The following is a 14224-nucleotide window of genomic DNA, read 5'->3' on the forward strand; positions in this document are numbered from 1 at the left end:
GGACTTAGTAAGTTTTGATATTACATTGTGTGCATTGATTACATTATGTGCTTTGATTATATTGTATATCACGTATTGTAATAATTCAAGAGTGAGATTTCATTTTGTTTAGATAAAATATGCAAAATGTGATATAATTAAATAAAAGATAAACGAAAAAAGAAAGATAAACTGGAGGTATTAGTTTTGGCTGATTTTGCCACAAGACTAAAAAAGCTAAGGAAGGGTAATAACATTATGCAAAAAGAATTAGCCAAGGAATTAAATTTGGTCCAGACGACAATAGCCAATTATGAAAAAAATCTTAGATTTCCGAACCAGGAGAATTTAACCAAAATAGCAGATTATTTTAATGTTTCTTTAGATTATTTGCTAGGAAGAACAGACATAGCTGTAAATAGTTTAGAACTTCTAAAAGAAAACGAAAAAAAGATTAATGAATTAAATCTGGATAACCCCCACTCTTCTTTAATGGAGAGTTATTTGCAAGCATTACTAGAATGCAACAAAGAAAAAGCCATCAATTTAATACACGAAGCTATAAAAGAGGGGATTTCTCTTGAAGATATTTATTTGTATGTTTTTGAGCCTGCCCTCAAAAAAATTGGTTATCTTTGGGAAAAGGCTGAAGTAACTGTAGATGAAGAGCATTATTGTACAGAACTAACAAAACAGCTCATGTCTAGGTTCTTTTCTTATATGAATAAGAATTCTACTAAAAATTATACTGTGGTTTCAGTTTCTGCCAGCGGAGAATCACATGATGTGGGCCTTAGGATGATAACAGATATTTTAGAGCTAGATGGTTGGAATGCATATTACTTGGGGCCAAATACTCCAACAGAAAATATTATTAATGCAATTGCAAATAACAAGGCAGAAATTTTGGCTGTCTCTGTAACAATGCTTAACCATATAGAAACTGCTAAAAACTTGATAGAAGCTGTTCGAAATAATCCAAACAGTCAGGGGGTAAAAATACTGGTAGGTGGAAAAGCTTTTAACCAGAAACAAAATCTGTGGAAAAAAATTAGGGCCGATGGTTATTCTGACAGTCTAAAAAACGTGCGAAAAGTAGCTAATGAGTTAATTAACCAATGATGTAAAAGTTTCTTGCAAACTTAATAATTCTTGGAAAAATCCCATTATGACTATTCATCCTATTAAATTACTAATAATCAAATAAAGGCCAAATACCACTAACAGTGGTATTGCTACTTTGTAGTTTCAAAGCATAACTATTCCCTCCTTCCAATTTTAGATCCACTTATTATAATTCTATCTTATTATTCTCCAGTTTTCATGTTTAAAATTCCATTTCATTTCTTTTACTTATGCTGTAATTTTTTGCCTCCTATTCAAATTATAAGTAAAGTTATAAAACGGATAATAACCATTAAAATATTTACTTACATAATAAAATTATTAAAAAGGCTGAAAATTCACTACACCCTTTAACTTATTTTTGGGATCGATAGTTAGAGTAAATGTTTTGGGAATAAACCCCTGGTTGTACGGCATAAGCATCTTTGCCTTTTTAAAACTGTGTGACACTCTCCGGCTTTTATAGATTTAGTCCCCGATGCTGTAAAATATATTTCTTCCTATTCAACTTTCATCTATACTCACATATTCCCCTATTCTCGCAAAATATACCCCAAAGTCCCATACCTTTTCACCGGTTATAATTTCAAAAACTTCTTTATATACTTGAAGCTGTGGAAGATAAACCTCTGCATGCTGCGATAGCTCTTCTCCTGATTCTACTTCATCAACCCTATCAGTCTTATAATCAACAATAACCCATTTGCCCCTATCTTCTTCAGCCTGGGCTTTACCGTGTGAAGCCTCTGATGACTTATCCTTTTGATGAGATAAACTTGATTTTTGATACACAAGGTCCATGGTTCCAGAAAAGAGTATAGGAACATCTATGTTTTCACTATCTTTATCACCCAGGTTTTGACTGATATAATCATGCAGGTTTTCCTCTGGTTCTGTGCGAAGGTGAAATGGCACTTCTGTCTGAATGCCTGGTGAGTGATTAATTTGTGTAAATAGATCAGAAGATAAAAAAGTATCTATCATACTGTTAATAGTTTCTTTCTCCTGGGTAGTATCTCTGTTTTCACCCAGGTGCTCTTTAAGAAGGCGCTTGACAAGCTCATGTTTTCTTTTTTCGCCAAATTTGTCTTTATCTTTTACGATAATTTCAAATGCCCTGTGAATGATATTTCCAAGAAGTGCTCCCTCTAGCTCATCTTGTGAACCAGCATCACTGGTAGAACTAACCTTTGTTTTTTTCTTTTGTAGATCAGTAGGAGCCTTGACCATGTAGGTGTTTTCTTTTAGTCTGGTAAGGTCATCTGAATTGAAGCTAGCATATAACTTTGTAAGATCTTCTGTTTGACCCTTTTCGCCTGACCCTATCCCGCTGCCGGCTTCTACCTCTCGGGTAGCTATTTCACCTTCTTTTTTATCTTTTTCCCCTTCATCCTTTGTTCCGGCCAATTCTTCTTTTGCAGGCAAAGACTCTATCTCTAGTTCTTTAATATCCTCATCGCTGTTTTCTATCAGGTCATGCCAGGGGTTTTTCTTTTTCACCTTGGGTTCTGCCACGTCACTAATTACTAATAGCTCCTCTGCCCTTGTTGCTGCTACGTATAGGAGTCTTGTTTCTTCACTTTGTTGATATTTTAGCTCTTCAGCTTTAATCTCTTCCCAATTCGGTGGGAAGGCTATCTCCTGGCGGCCAAAATTTCTTTGCCTAGAAAAGCTAAAGTACCCCCTTGGTTTATCCTCTAGTCTTTGGATATGTTTACTCAAAAAATTCTTTGGGTCGACTTTCTTGCCAGGATTAGCTAGAAACACCACTCTTGCTTGAAGCCCTTTTGCCTTGTGGAGATTTAATAAACTGACAGAGCTTTCCTTTCTGGAGAATAGATCTAGCTCTTCTTCCGGGTTTTTTTCTAAAAGCTCTTTTAGCTTTTTCACCAGGGAAGGAAAATCAGTCTTCCCCTGGCTTTCAAGTTGTCTTGCGTACTCTAGCACCTGGTATAGATAAGCACACCTAGGCTCTTTCATCTCCTCTACAGTTAGCATCAGGGGATAGAGCCCAAGATCATCAATTATCTTTTCTAGACATACCGCTGGTGAATAATTTAGTTTCCACTGGTGATATTTCCTGATTCTCTCAAAGGATTCTAAAAGACTATCAAGCCCTTTTATTTCGCCTCCCCCTTCTAGTTTCCTGGGTAGAAGATACTTAGCCTTCCTCCTTCCTCCTTGAATCTATAAAGAGTGTTATCATCAATCCCGCAAAAAAGCCCCCGTAAAACTGCTGCCAGATAAACCTGGTTATCCGGCTCATTAAGTAAAGCTAGAAGCTTATATAACTCATGCAGTTCCTGGACTTCTCCCATGGAGCTTCCCCCTGTCATGGCCACAGGTATTCCCTCGTCTTCTAGGGCTCTTGCGTACTTGTCCATCATAGCCCTGTACCTAAGTATGATCATGAAATCTGCTGGTTGATAGCTTTCTTCTCCCCATGGGCACATGTCCAGCATTTTTCTAATAGACATTGCAATCTGGCGGGCGTTTTCCTCCACTACTTTTTCCTGATTGGTAGCACCTGCCGGTACTTCAAGTTTTCTAACCCCAGTCATCCTAGCGTCTACACCTTCTGGATCTGTATTAGAGTCTGAGATAGGATCAGGAGTAACAGTTTTGAGAGGAGTATGTTTTGCCTGGTATTTATTAAACTCTGGCGGCAGTAGCTTTTTGAAAACAGGGTCAAACCAGCTGCCAAGGCTATTAACCGAGCGAAAGTTAGTGGTAAGTTCTAGGACTTCCCCGCCTTTTTGTTCTAATAGATCTTTTACCAGATTATAGATATCTATATCAGCCCTACGAAAGCGATAGATGGACTGCTTGGGATCGCCCACTACAAATAATGAACCCGGATAGGGTGTTAGCTTTTGCCAGTCTTTTTCTTCTGTTTCCTTGCCCGTGAGATAAAACACGAGCTCTGACTGCAAAGGGTCAGTGTCTTGAAACTCATCTATCAATAAGGCCCTGTATCTCGTTTGAAAATATCGTCTAACTTCCGGGTAGTCTCTTAACATATCCCGGGCCCTTAAAAGCAGGTCGTTGAAATTTAGATAAGAAGATTCTTCTCTTTTGGCACTGTAATATTTCACAGCAGGGATCAAAAACTGCATAATCCGGTAGTGGCAGTATTCTTTCCATTTATTTAGCACAGGTACTATTATGTTTTCCCGAAGGTGGATGGCCTCGTCCCTTAGCTCTTTTGCCTTTTCTTTCTCTTGCCAGCGGTTAAGGGTAACGTCACTATTTTTCTTTACTCTATCGAACTGGCTAAGTAGGGCTACTATGTTCACCCCAGTGTTCATATCAAAGTAGCTAAAGTATCGTCTAGTCTTTAGTATCGCCTGTTGCAGTTTGTCATAGCCCTGTGATGGTTCTCTTTCTGGCATGTTTTTGGCCGCTTCTTCGATCAAAGGATTTAGCTTTTCTAGGGCAGCATTAAGATCCGGTGGTTCTAGCTCTTCATAATAAAAGTTTATATCGGGATAGCTAGAGAGCTCTTTAAAACTGTCTTTTAGCTTCTGGGGGTTAATTCCTATGCGGTCAAGACTATCTAAAAGCTCTATATTGTTAAGGCGCACATGAAATAAGAACTCTTCAAATATTTCGTCCTCAAGAGCTTCTTCTTCAAGCTCTTCTATCTCTTCAAAGTCAGGGTCTAGCCCGGTTTCAACCGGCCTTTCTTTTAATAAAGTTGAAGCAAAGGAATGAATTGTCCCTATGAAGGCTTCGTCTAGCTCCTCAAGGGCCCTTTTTAGCCTGGCTTCTACTTGATATAGTTGATGGTCTTTTAATTCTGTTTTTGTCTGGTCTTCGGTGTCAAATTGCTCCCTGCTTCCGGCTTTTTCTTTGCTATCTGCCTGGTCCTCAGTTTTAGAGTTGTTACATGCTTTTGTATATGCTTTTTCTAGCTCGTTTTGAAACCTTTCTCTTAGCTCGGCGGCTGCTTTTCTTGTAAAGGTGATGGCGGCTATCTCGCCTGCCCTGTACTTTCCAGAGCTTATTAGTGAAGTCATCCTCTGTACCAGGCTTCTTGTCTTTCCTGAGCCTGCACCTGCTTCTACCAAGAAGTTACTGTCAACTTCTTTTTCAATTCTTTCCCTTACATTTTGGTCTGGCGGGGTTATTTTTTTATTCATAATTTCTCACCTGCCGTAATAGTTCAAGTTCTGGCTCGCTTTCATGGAGCAAGGCCAGTACCTCACTGTAGCGTCCTCTTTCACACACCAGAGGATAGTCACAGAATTTACAGTCATTTTCATCGTCTGTCATGACAAAGTCCCCCTTGTTCATAATGCCCAAGAGGTTGTCAAGTAGAGCCAAAAAATCTTCCTTATCTTCAAGACAGTAGTAGCGGATATACCTGTCGCCCTCTCCTTTGACGGTGGGGAAAATATAGCCCCCACCCCTTACTTCTATCTCCCTGTCCGGGTACAATTCTTTTAGCTTCTCTTCAAGGGCCAGGGCGTAGAGAGCGTGCTGAAGCTGCCTGCCGCCCTGGTAGTATTTTTGCTCGGAGTAGCTATAGGTGCTGCCTGTTTTGTAATCTAAGGCAAGGTATCTTCCTTCAGCATCTTCATCAACCCGATCGATTTTGCCCTGGATATAGATCTTTTTGCCCGAGGGAAGTACTAGAGGTACTTGGTCAAGATAAAACTCCAATAGCACCGGCCGTGAGATTTCTGCGTAATCTAATTCGCTTTGTAAAAAGACTTTAACTGAATTAAGTAGCTCCGATCTTTCATAGGAATAAACTAGCTCGCTTGGAGGGGGGATCTCCTCTCTTTGGCTTTCGATCCACTGTTTTGCCATCTTAATAACCTCATCTATATGTTTTTCCTTTACAGGGAGATCAGACCTGTCTATAATCTCCCTGTAAAACTCCTCAAAGATACTGTGTAAAAGCTGTCCCCGACTTAAAGAATCCAGCCAAGCCGTGGGATCGTACTCCACATCTTCTGGAGGTTCTATCCTTAGAACATAGCGTAAAAAATAAGCAAAGGGACAGCTAGCTAAGAACTCAAGTCTCGTAGGAGAGATAACGGATTTTGTGTTTTTATCTTGCTTACCTTCTAGCTTACTTTTCAGATCGTTTCCCGGGGCTAAGGTTTCCTGTGAACTAATAATATTGCCATCATAAGGGGTGAAAGCCTCAGACAGTCTATTTTCTTCTGCTTTGATTCCCCTTTGCCAGTGGGGATAGTGATCCCAAATACTTTGACTGGCTCTTTGACTGATACTTTGACTTGTCCTGTATAGATAAAGCCACAGGTCCTTTGCGGCAAATATTTCGCTTAGCTCCCCGGGGGAAGGGTCTTGTCTTTTGTTAGAGTTCAAATATTCTTCCAGGCGGCTATAGTCTGCCCAGGGCTCATCGAAGACCTCTCTATATATACTCAAGATTAGAGAAGAGGGAAATTTTTCCCTGTGCTCTATAGTATCAAATGAAGAATAACTTATATTGAGACTGGTGAAAGGATTTTGCAGTGTCAATAGCCTCTTCATCTCCAGGTGGTTTTTATCTATTATTTGCTTTTGCAGGGGTAACTTATCCGACAGGTTCTTTCGCTCTTCGTCTAGTAGTACAGGGTCTTCGCTCTTTTGGCCTGGGAACCTGTCTCCGTCAAGGCCCATCAGGAATAGATGATCCCTTAGTTTATAGCGCCCGTTAAGGTAGTGGTCTATGTGTATATGCCCGGGTCTAGGGCTATCTTTATTTACTCTTGCGTTAGAGATATTTTCCTCGATTAAATCCAGGCCATCTCCGAGTTCTAGGTAGTTATCACCCACGCTTTGGGTAACTTCTAGTTCTTCTAAGAGTTTTTCTCTGGCTTCTTTGTCTGCCGGGGAGAATATCCTAGAATAGCTCTTTATAATTTCTTTTAGCCCTTGAGAGAGCTTTGAAAGCTTTATTTTTTTTGTGTAGCCATCATCATCTACTTCAAATTCAGGCAGTAAAGATAACAACCCTTCAAGCCATTTATAAAGGACTTGGTAGCTTTTAAGCTCCTTTTTAATATATTTTGATTCTTGGTCCTTTTCTTTAAGGGAGTTTATCTTTGCTTCTAACATATCAAGATATCTCTCCTTGGACCAGCCTACTCCTGCTTCTCTTAGCATACGTCGCACCTTTAGTGGAGATAGCTCTTCTTTAGATAGTTCATCTTGCTTCAGGTCAAAGATACTTTCACTCATGATCCGGGCAAATTCTAAAACCTGAAAATCACTTCTGATCCATTCGATTAACATATAGGAGAGCTTGCCGGGCCTTGTGTGATATATGGATATTCCCTCACCAAAGGTACAGGGAAGGTCGTAGTTATCCATGAATTGATAAAAAAGTTCCACATAGGGAGATGAGGAGGTATATAGTACTGTTACCCTGTCAAAAGAAAGTTCTTCTTTTTTGATCTTGGAAAAGATCCATTTGATTTCTGCAGTATCCCCGTAGGCTTTGCAAAAATCGTAATCTAAATTTTTTTGCCGGTTAGATAAATAAAAGTCTATTTTCCGGGGGTTTATATGATAACCCCCTCCATACTCACCATGTTTTTCATAAGATCCTGGCTTTAAAGGATCTGATAAAAAGTATAAGTTTTCTTCTGGTAGGGTATTTAAAAGTTCTTTCTCTAAATGTGTTAGGTCATTATAAAAGTCAGTGTTAATGAAATAAATCGGGTGAGTTATATTAGCCGTGGTGTTATTTGTAATATTATTTATCTTTTCTTTGGCCAGGGAAAAAACAGATGGCTCATCTAGCCAATCATTTTCCTCTAGAAATTTACAATATTCGTGATATATTCTGGCTATGTCTTTTTCTTTGGCAGAAGAGACAAGCTTTATATTATTAATATCAATTTGTGCCATCCTAAGTTCATATATAGCGTTATAAATCATGCTGCTTATTGTTATAGTGGGCTTTAGCCTGTGAAAATATTTGAGCTCTTCTTCTTCCTGAAGCCTTTGTAAAATAGTAAAGATCACCTGGTGGGACTTTTGGGCAGATATTATCTCTTTCTCTCCGGGATCATTTGCGTTATGCTCTATATCAGTATGGATAACGTTCGTATGTATCAAATTTTTTGCTAGCTCAAATAAGGTCATATGCTTAATATTAAAGAGGGAGTAGCCTTGTTTGGCAGCCATCCTCAAAAAAGAAGTTCCTTCCCCGTGGTAGGGCACTAGCAGGACCTTCTCGTGAAAAAGATAATCCCTGCAAATTTCATTAAGTTCTTTAAAGGGACTTGTCAAATGAAATAACCTGCCTTTCCTTTGTAAAATAAGCGATATATGCCAAAAATTATAATTGTTCTATAAATTCTTTATATATTAACAAAATCCTCTAATATAAAACATGTTTGTTAAAAAAGCATTAGAAGCAAAGAAAAGATGGAAAAAAAGATTGTCTTGCCAATGATTGCATAATTTCATTTCATGTCATGCAGGCCACAACGATTAATGGTGCCCCCCCAAAAAAGAATTTAGTGACAAAAATGGTATGTAATAGAAAAAGTTACTTGAATTTCTCATAAAAACTCCCCAATAAGAAGGAATGTTTTATCTGGCATAGAAATTTTAATTAACGAATAATTTAAGATTAACCAAATTTGAATATAACTTTTTTAAATAAAAATTTATAACAGAAAGGTGTGATATTATTGTACAATAAGGGTTATTTAAATGATAAAGTAGCTGTTGTAACAGGTGGTTCAAAGGGTATAGGCGCTTCTATTACTGAAGAGTTAGCTCAAGAAGGTGCTATCGTAATTGCAAATTATAACAAGGACTTAAAAAAAGCGGAAGAATTAGTAGAAAAGGTAAAAGAATTTGGTGGTTATGTGTCATGTTTGCCAGGTGATGTGACCGACGAAGAACACATGTTGAGACTAGCAGAAACAGTAAAATCAAGATTTGGAAGAATAGATATATTAGTTAATAATGCAGGTATAACTCAGGACAAAATATTTAGTAAAATGGAAGCAAATGATTGGAATAAAGTTATAGATACTAATTTAAATGGAATTTATAATAGTACTCATTCTGTTTTACCTATAATGAAAGAACAAAAAGAAGGCAGTATAGTAAATATTAGTTCGATTATAGGTCAGATGGGTGCTGTTGGTCAGGTAAATTATTCAGCGGCAAAAGCAGGTGTAATTGGTTTTACAAAATCTTTGGCTCATGAAATGGCAAGGTATAATATAAGAGTTAATGCGGTTTGTCCAGGTTTTGTAAATACTGCTATGACAGAAAAAATTCCAGAAAATATTAAAGAAAAGTTAGTAAGTAAAATACCGATGGGTAGGTTTGCCGAAAAAGAGGAAGTGGCTAAAACGGTTCGCTTTCTTGTAACAGAGGGAACTTATATAACAGGTCAGGAGATAAATGTTAATGGTGGTATGTATATGTAGGTTAAACTTTTTAATTCATTCCCTATCATCCTCTTATATATGAACACCGAATTGATGTTTTTTACTATTCTTTCCTGTATAATCATACCATGTAATTGATGAATGAGCAACGAAATAACAAATAAACAATAAATATTCTATTAATTTATTGTTCACAATAAAACTAAGAGTAATTAATTTTTCTTTTACGAGTAAATAAGTCTATAAATCATCCTAAGGGAGGTACTTAATCATGTCTCAGATTAGATGCAGGGTAGAAGAATGCTACTATAATGAGTATCAAATGTGTGCAGCCCCCGAAATTGAAGTTAAATCTAGTACTACGAACAACGTTGTTAATAATACTGACGAAACTGCATGTGAAACTTTTATACCGGAAGGATAATAGCCTCTTTAAAACAAGCCAAGCCAGGAGTAAATCTCCTGGCTTTTACTTTTTGTTTAGTGGATTAAGTCTTAAAATAGGTTTTCTATTGTGTTTGCCTCTACCCATTGGGGCAAATCTGAATTCCAAACTAAGTCTTCTTTTTTTAGTTCTCCTTCTTTCACTGACTGTTTTAGCTGCTGCCAGGAAAATTCGCCCAACTGTTCCCCGTCCTTTATCATATACCAGGCTTTATGATTATCATTAGATGTAACTTCAGGGCTAACATCAGGCCCAGCATCAGAAGAACTCCTAAATATAATATTGTCTAATATCAGCTCCAAATCACCAGGCAAAAGACTTGACATAGACGCTTCAGCGCCACTCATTAAAAATAAATTCAAATCAAAGGAGGAACGGGTGAACAAGAGCACATCGTGGGCAAGCTCCCCGTTTCTCGTGCTGCAGGTCTTAGAGAGGACCATGCGGCTAGCTGCTTGTTTTTCTCCTTCAGCTAATACTTTTCCTGCCTCGGTCAATTCAAAGGCAGTGGCTTCTTCATCAACGGGCTCTATCAAGCCTTTTTCTATCAGTTCTAATAATGAAGAACGGGGATCCTCGCAGACGGACATCTCTGCTACCGGGATGGGCAGCAATTTGTCCGTGAAGGGTAGTGCCCAGCGAAAATCTTCAACAGCTGCTTCTTCAAGGCGCTCTTTTACATCTGATAGAGAAAAAAGGGTAACAGGTTCTAAATGCCGGACAAGAGATATAATCCAGGCCCGGCGGTACTGATCTAGAATCCCCAGAAAAGCCAGAGCTGCTTCAGTCGAAAGGTCGCAGCCGATCTGTGTAGAGCGAACTGTAGTGTCATCAGAGAGCACACGACTGATCAGATGGTGAAGTTCCGTCTCTGTACGAAAACTAACTCTCTGGGTGTCTCCGGTTGTGGCCAGAGTAACCCACAACCCTGGCATCTCTTGGGACATGGCTAGGATAGAACGAGAAACCGTTGTATCAGCCAGGTTATAGTGCATCTGTACGACCTGCTCGGGATCTGCCAGGACAGAGAGACAACTTTCTAATAGTCGCAGCTGATCTGGATCTTGATCAAGCTCTTTTTTATCTATCAATTCAAATTCCGATTCAAAATCAATCTCTTTTTGGCTCTTTGGGAGTACATCTAAGGATCCTCTTTTTTTACCGGTTTGTTCAAAATAAGCTATAAATTCTTCGGCTTTCCCAATCCATTCACCGTTTTGACTTTTCATTTAATATCCCTCCAGATGTAGTGATAGCAAATCCAGTATGAACTTAAAGATTACGGGAATATTCTGTGATCGCATTTCGACCGATTTCGTTAAAAGCTTCGATGCTGCTTAATCCGTATGTCTCTATGACTTCGTTTAAACGTCCCGGGTTCTGGTTGATCTCATTTGCTGCTCGTATAAGATCTGGATTATTAAGACTCTGCTGTAACACATTAGCCCCTTTTTCCGCTCGACCGAGGGCTTTGGCGACTACGAGAGGATCATTAGGGTTTGTAGTAACGCTTCTAATCTGCTGGTTTAGCACGGACTTGACCTCCTCAGGGGTAAAGGCCGTTGGGTTATCAGTGATACGACCCGTACCGTACTGGGCATTATTGAGCTGGTTGGCATCTACAGCTGCCTGACCAGATGTTCGATAAGGGCTCTGGACTGACCCGTCTGCGTTCACCCTGTACACTTCAGCTGTACCAGATGTAGCCTGGCGGGCATTGGTGAAGCCTTCTGCATAGGAATCCGCTTGGCCCGCCCCCTTACCTATTCGGTCATAAGATTTGTAATCAACGTTTTGTGCGCTTAAGCCTCGACTTTGTAGGGATTGATCAACGTTTCTGGCGTGATATTCGGTAAATCGCCGTGAAAGTTCTTCATAAGCTTCTTCAGGGCTGATATTATTTCTGTGTGCATATTTGTTTAAGTCAGACTTATTAAACCGTGGGATTACCGTGCGATCCGCATCTGTCCGTAACCTGGGGGCAGCTCCTCTGGCACTAGACCCACTGTCTGCAACGATAACCTCTTGAACTCGTACATGGGTACTGTTCTGGGTATCAATGATGGCACCGCGAGTCCCTTGGCGCACGGATTCATTTACCTGGTTACCTAATATTCTATTACACTCCTGGGCAGCTTCCCTGCTAATGGCTCCTTTTCGCTGCAAAGCATCTAAATCTCGCATCCCGCCATTTCTATAGAGCTTGGATACCCTGTCAGGATCCCCAGAGCGGACAGCATCGTCAAACTGTTGTAGTTTTGACTGTTCTGTTGGAGTTAACTTTACTTTGGAGGAGCTACCTGTAATATTTTCAGCTAGTTCAGAAAGGCTTCTCGGGCCTGTGTAACCCTCCCGTCCACTAAGAATATTACCGATCCGGCTAGCACCCTGGCTGACGCTTTGGGTAAGCCGACGGCCGGTCGCTTCCCAGGCTCTTCTGCTGAAAAGGTCCGAGGCCTGGCCCAGCAAGTCGGCCCCTGACTCTTTCAAGCTTCCCCAGCCACCTCTTAATCCACCTCTGACAGCCCCGCCTGCACCTTCTCCAAGACTACCGTATGCGCCACTTAGGGCACCACCCGTCGCTCTAACGGCTCCACCGATAGCCCGGCCAAAGAGGTCCTGAACCAGGGTCTGTTTTATCCCCTGGTAAGTGGCACTTAGCCCACTTTCTCCCCGGTCTATCGCGTCTTTAATGGTATAATTACTACCGATGGGGGTAAAAACCCACTCAGAACTACCGCCCGTCAAAGCACCAATCCCAATCCGCCCCACTAGGCCAGGCCAGGAGGTAGTGCCATTACTATTGGTAGCAGTAGTGATGTTGCGTCCTGTTTCACCAAGGGAGTCCACCATGCTGTCAACATCGGTCCACCAGGGGTTTTCGGGTGCTGGCACGTCATTTGGACCCAGGGTAGCACCGCTGATCCGACCTCCGATATGATCCCGGATACGCTTGACCTGCTCCGGGTCTGGAGCTTTGCCTTCATTGACGAGATCGTCAATTAGCTGGCAGATCCTGCCGTGAGTATCATCTTTCCCGCTTAACATCCCTCTATTAAAGGCTGTTCGCTCCATCTGCTGTAGCCGATCTAACATCTCTTCCTGTTCCTTAATCTCCTGAAAAGCATCTTTAAGATGCTGATCGCTATTAGGGCTGGTCTCGGCTCTATCAAGCTCCTTTTGGCGCTGTTCTTCTAGATTAGACTGACGCCTTCTGGCATCCTCAGGTCTAAACCAGGCACCATCCTGATAGATATGACCTTGTTCTATATGACTTCTTTCTATCTCATAATCCTTAGCCGAAATCCAAAAAGGCTTATCCGATGCATCTGTTGGAGAAGTTGTATAAATATATTCTTCCCCGTCAGCAGCAATAACTCGGTCATTGATATTAGGCGCTTCTACAATTTCTTCATAAGTACGCGAATTTGAGATGACTTTTTCTCCCAATGCTGAAGCTGTGACGTTACCTCCTTTACGTCCGATATAATCAAGACCTATAGCCATAAGACCAGGTATCAAAATACCAGCAGCCGCTTGAACACCATTTTCAGGGAAAGGAACCTTGCCTATACCTCCCCAGATGGAGCCTTCACCTTGTCCTTGGTTAGAAGGCTCTCCTCCTCCCATGAAGCCCTCATGCCAACTGCGAAAATCTTCCGGAGAGTCTGGTGCAAATGAAGAATCATCAGATGTGCCTTCTGCTCCTACAGCTTCAGTACCTGAACTTGAATCCACTTGACCTTCGAAACTCACTGAATGAGTAAGTTTAGTGACATGTTCATAGTCGGGATAAGTAGTATATTCTATATCACCTTTGTAGACCCGTATTGTTCCTTTAATGCTGTTATCACTATACTTTGCATCCACCTCGCGAAAATGAATAGGATAGCTGTCTCTAGCAAAACTTATAAATCTACCTTCTAACATTCCATCTGAGTAAAATAAATACGGTGGGCGTACTAACTCTAAACTAGAAGTAGTTGCAAGAGCCGCCCTGCCGTCTCTTTCATTATTTAGCGGGGGTCCACTTAAATAGACTCTAGATGATTCCAAAACTATCTCACAGGCACCTGGGTTAGTATAGTCGACATTCCACATTCCTCCTAAAGGCTCTGGCGCCTGCATACTAGCTGAAGAGTCAACTTCTTCTACTCTAAATCCAGTAATCTGATAAGTTCGTTTTTCCCCCTCCTGTATATTGGCATAAACAAAAGAACCCGGAGTTAAGAAGAGAAAAGTAAATAAAACAAGATATATTAATGCTTTCATATTTTTGTTTTACCTCCATTCTTGATTG

General features: G+C 40.3%; 8 protein-coding genes. 3 read left to right on the forward strand and 5 right to left on the reverse strand.

Translation table 11 applies throughout. The features are described from left to right. Positions 1 to 186 precede the first annotated feature (186 nt). Positions 187 to 1101, forward strand: coding sequence for a cobalamin-dependent protein (locus tag ACONDI_RS06270; RefSeq protein WP_241080615.1), 915 nt, complete (start codon positions 187 to 189; stop codon positions 1099 to 1101). Between the two features lie 507 nt (positions 1102 to 1608). Here the strand turns inward: ACONDI_RS06270 and ACONDI_RS06275 are convergent. The 3 genes from ACONDI_RS06275 to ACONDI_RS06285 all read right to left on the reverse strand — a co-directional run bounded on the left by ACONDI_RS06275 (position 1609) and on the right by ACONDI_RS06285 (position 8358). Continuing rightward, entirely contained in the window at positions 1609 to 3084 is a 1476-nt protein-coding gene (locus ACONDI_RS06275; RefSeq protein ID WP_241080616.1) for a 3'-5' exonuclease, read from the reverse strand. 158 nt (positions 3085 to 3242) lie between these two features. Further along, positions 3243 to 5246: a UvrD-helicase domain-containing protein gene (locus ACONDI_RS06280; protein ID WP_241080617.1), complete on the reverse strand. Its 2004-nt coding sequence runs from the start codon at positions 5244 to 5246 to the stop codon at positions 3243 to 3245. Further along, on the reverse strand, positions 5239 to 8358 hold the full coding sequence (locus ACONDI_RS06285; protein WP_241080618.1) for a PD-(D/E)XK nuclease family protein: 3120 nt from the start codon (positions 8356 to 8358) through the stop codon (positions 5239 to 5241). Before ACONDI_RS06285 ends, ACONDI_RS06280 begins: the two co-directional genes overlap by 8 nt. Before the next feature lie 407 nt (positions 8359 to 8765). Between ACONDI_RS06285 and fabG the strand changes: the two genes are divergently transcribed. Next, positions 8766 to 9518 (forward strand): 3-oxoacyl-[acyl-carrier-protein] reductase, encoded by a 753-nt coding sequence (fabG, locus tag ACONDI_RS06290; RefSeq protein WP_241080619.1) that lies wholly within the window; start codon positions 8766 to 8768, stop codon positions 9516 to 9518. Positions 9519 to 9750: 232 nt separating this feature from the next. Continuing rightward, positions 9751 to 9903: a DUF1540 domain-containing protein gene (locus ACONDI_RS06295; RefSeq protein WP_241080620.1), complete on the forward strand. Its 153-nt coding sequence runs from the start codon at positions 9751 to 9753 to the stop codon at positions 9901 to 9903. A gap of 71 nt (positions 9904 to 9974) precedes the next feature. On the opposite strand, the gene ACONDI_RS06300 is transcribed toward ACONDI_RS06295, so the two are convergent. Both ACONDI_RS06300 and ACONDI_RS06305 read right to left on the reverse strand, forming a co-directional pair. Then, positions 9975 to 11153, reverse strand: coding sequence for a DUF4339 domain-containing protein (locus ACONDI_RS06300; protein WP_241080621.1), 1179 nt, complete (start codon positions 11151 to 11153; stop codon positions 9975 to 9977). 43 nt (positions 11154 to 11196) lie between these two features. Continuing rightward, complete coding sequence (locus tag ACONDI_RS06305) at positions 11197 to 14196, reverse strand: hypothetical protein (RefSeq protein WP_241080622.1); 3000 nt, start codon at positions 14194 to 14196, stop codon at positions 11197 to 11199. Between the last annotated feature and the right edge of the window lie 28 nt (positions 14197 to 14224).

Source organism: Natranaerofaba carboxydovora (genome assembly GCF_022539405.1).
GTDB lineage: Bacteria > Bacillota > Natranaerobiia > Natranaerobiales > Natranaerofabaceae > Natranaerofaba > Natranaerofaba carboxydovora.

What these genes read in the sequence shown, in the direction of transcription:
- ACONDI_RS06280 (WP_241080617.1), bottom strand. Translation starts at nt 5,246, where the DNA reads ATGAATAAAAAAATAACCCCGCCAGACCAAAATGTAAGGGAAAGAATT.
- ACONDI_RS06295 (WP_241080620.1), top strand. Translation starts at nt 9,751, where the DNA reads ATGTCTCAGATTAGATGCAGGGTAGAAGAATGCTACTATAATGAGTAT.
- ACONDI_RS06275 (WP_241080616.1), bottom strand. Translation starts at nt 3,084, where the DNA reads ATGAAAGAGCCTAGGTGTGCTTATCTATACCAGGTGCTAGAGTACGCA.
- ACONDI_RS06305 (WP_241080622.1), bottom strand. Translation starts at nt 14,196, where the DNA reads ATGAAAGCATTAATATATCTTGTTTTATTTACTTTTCTCTTCTTAACT.
- ACONDI_RS06300 (WP_241080621.1), bottom strand. Translation starts at nt 11,153, where the DNA reads ATGAAAAGTCAAAACGGTGAATGGATTGGGAAAGCCGAAGAATTTATA.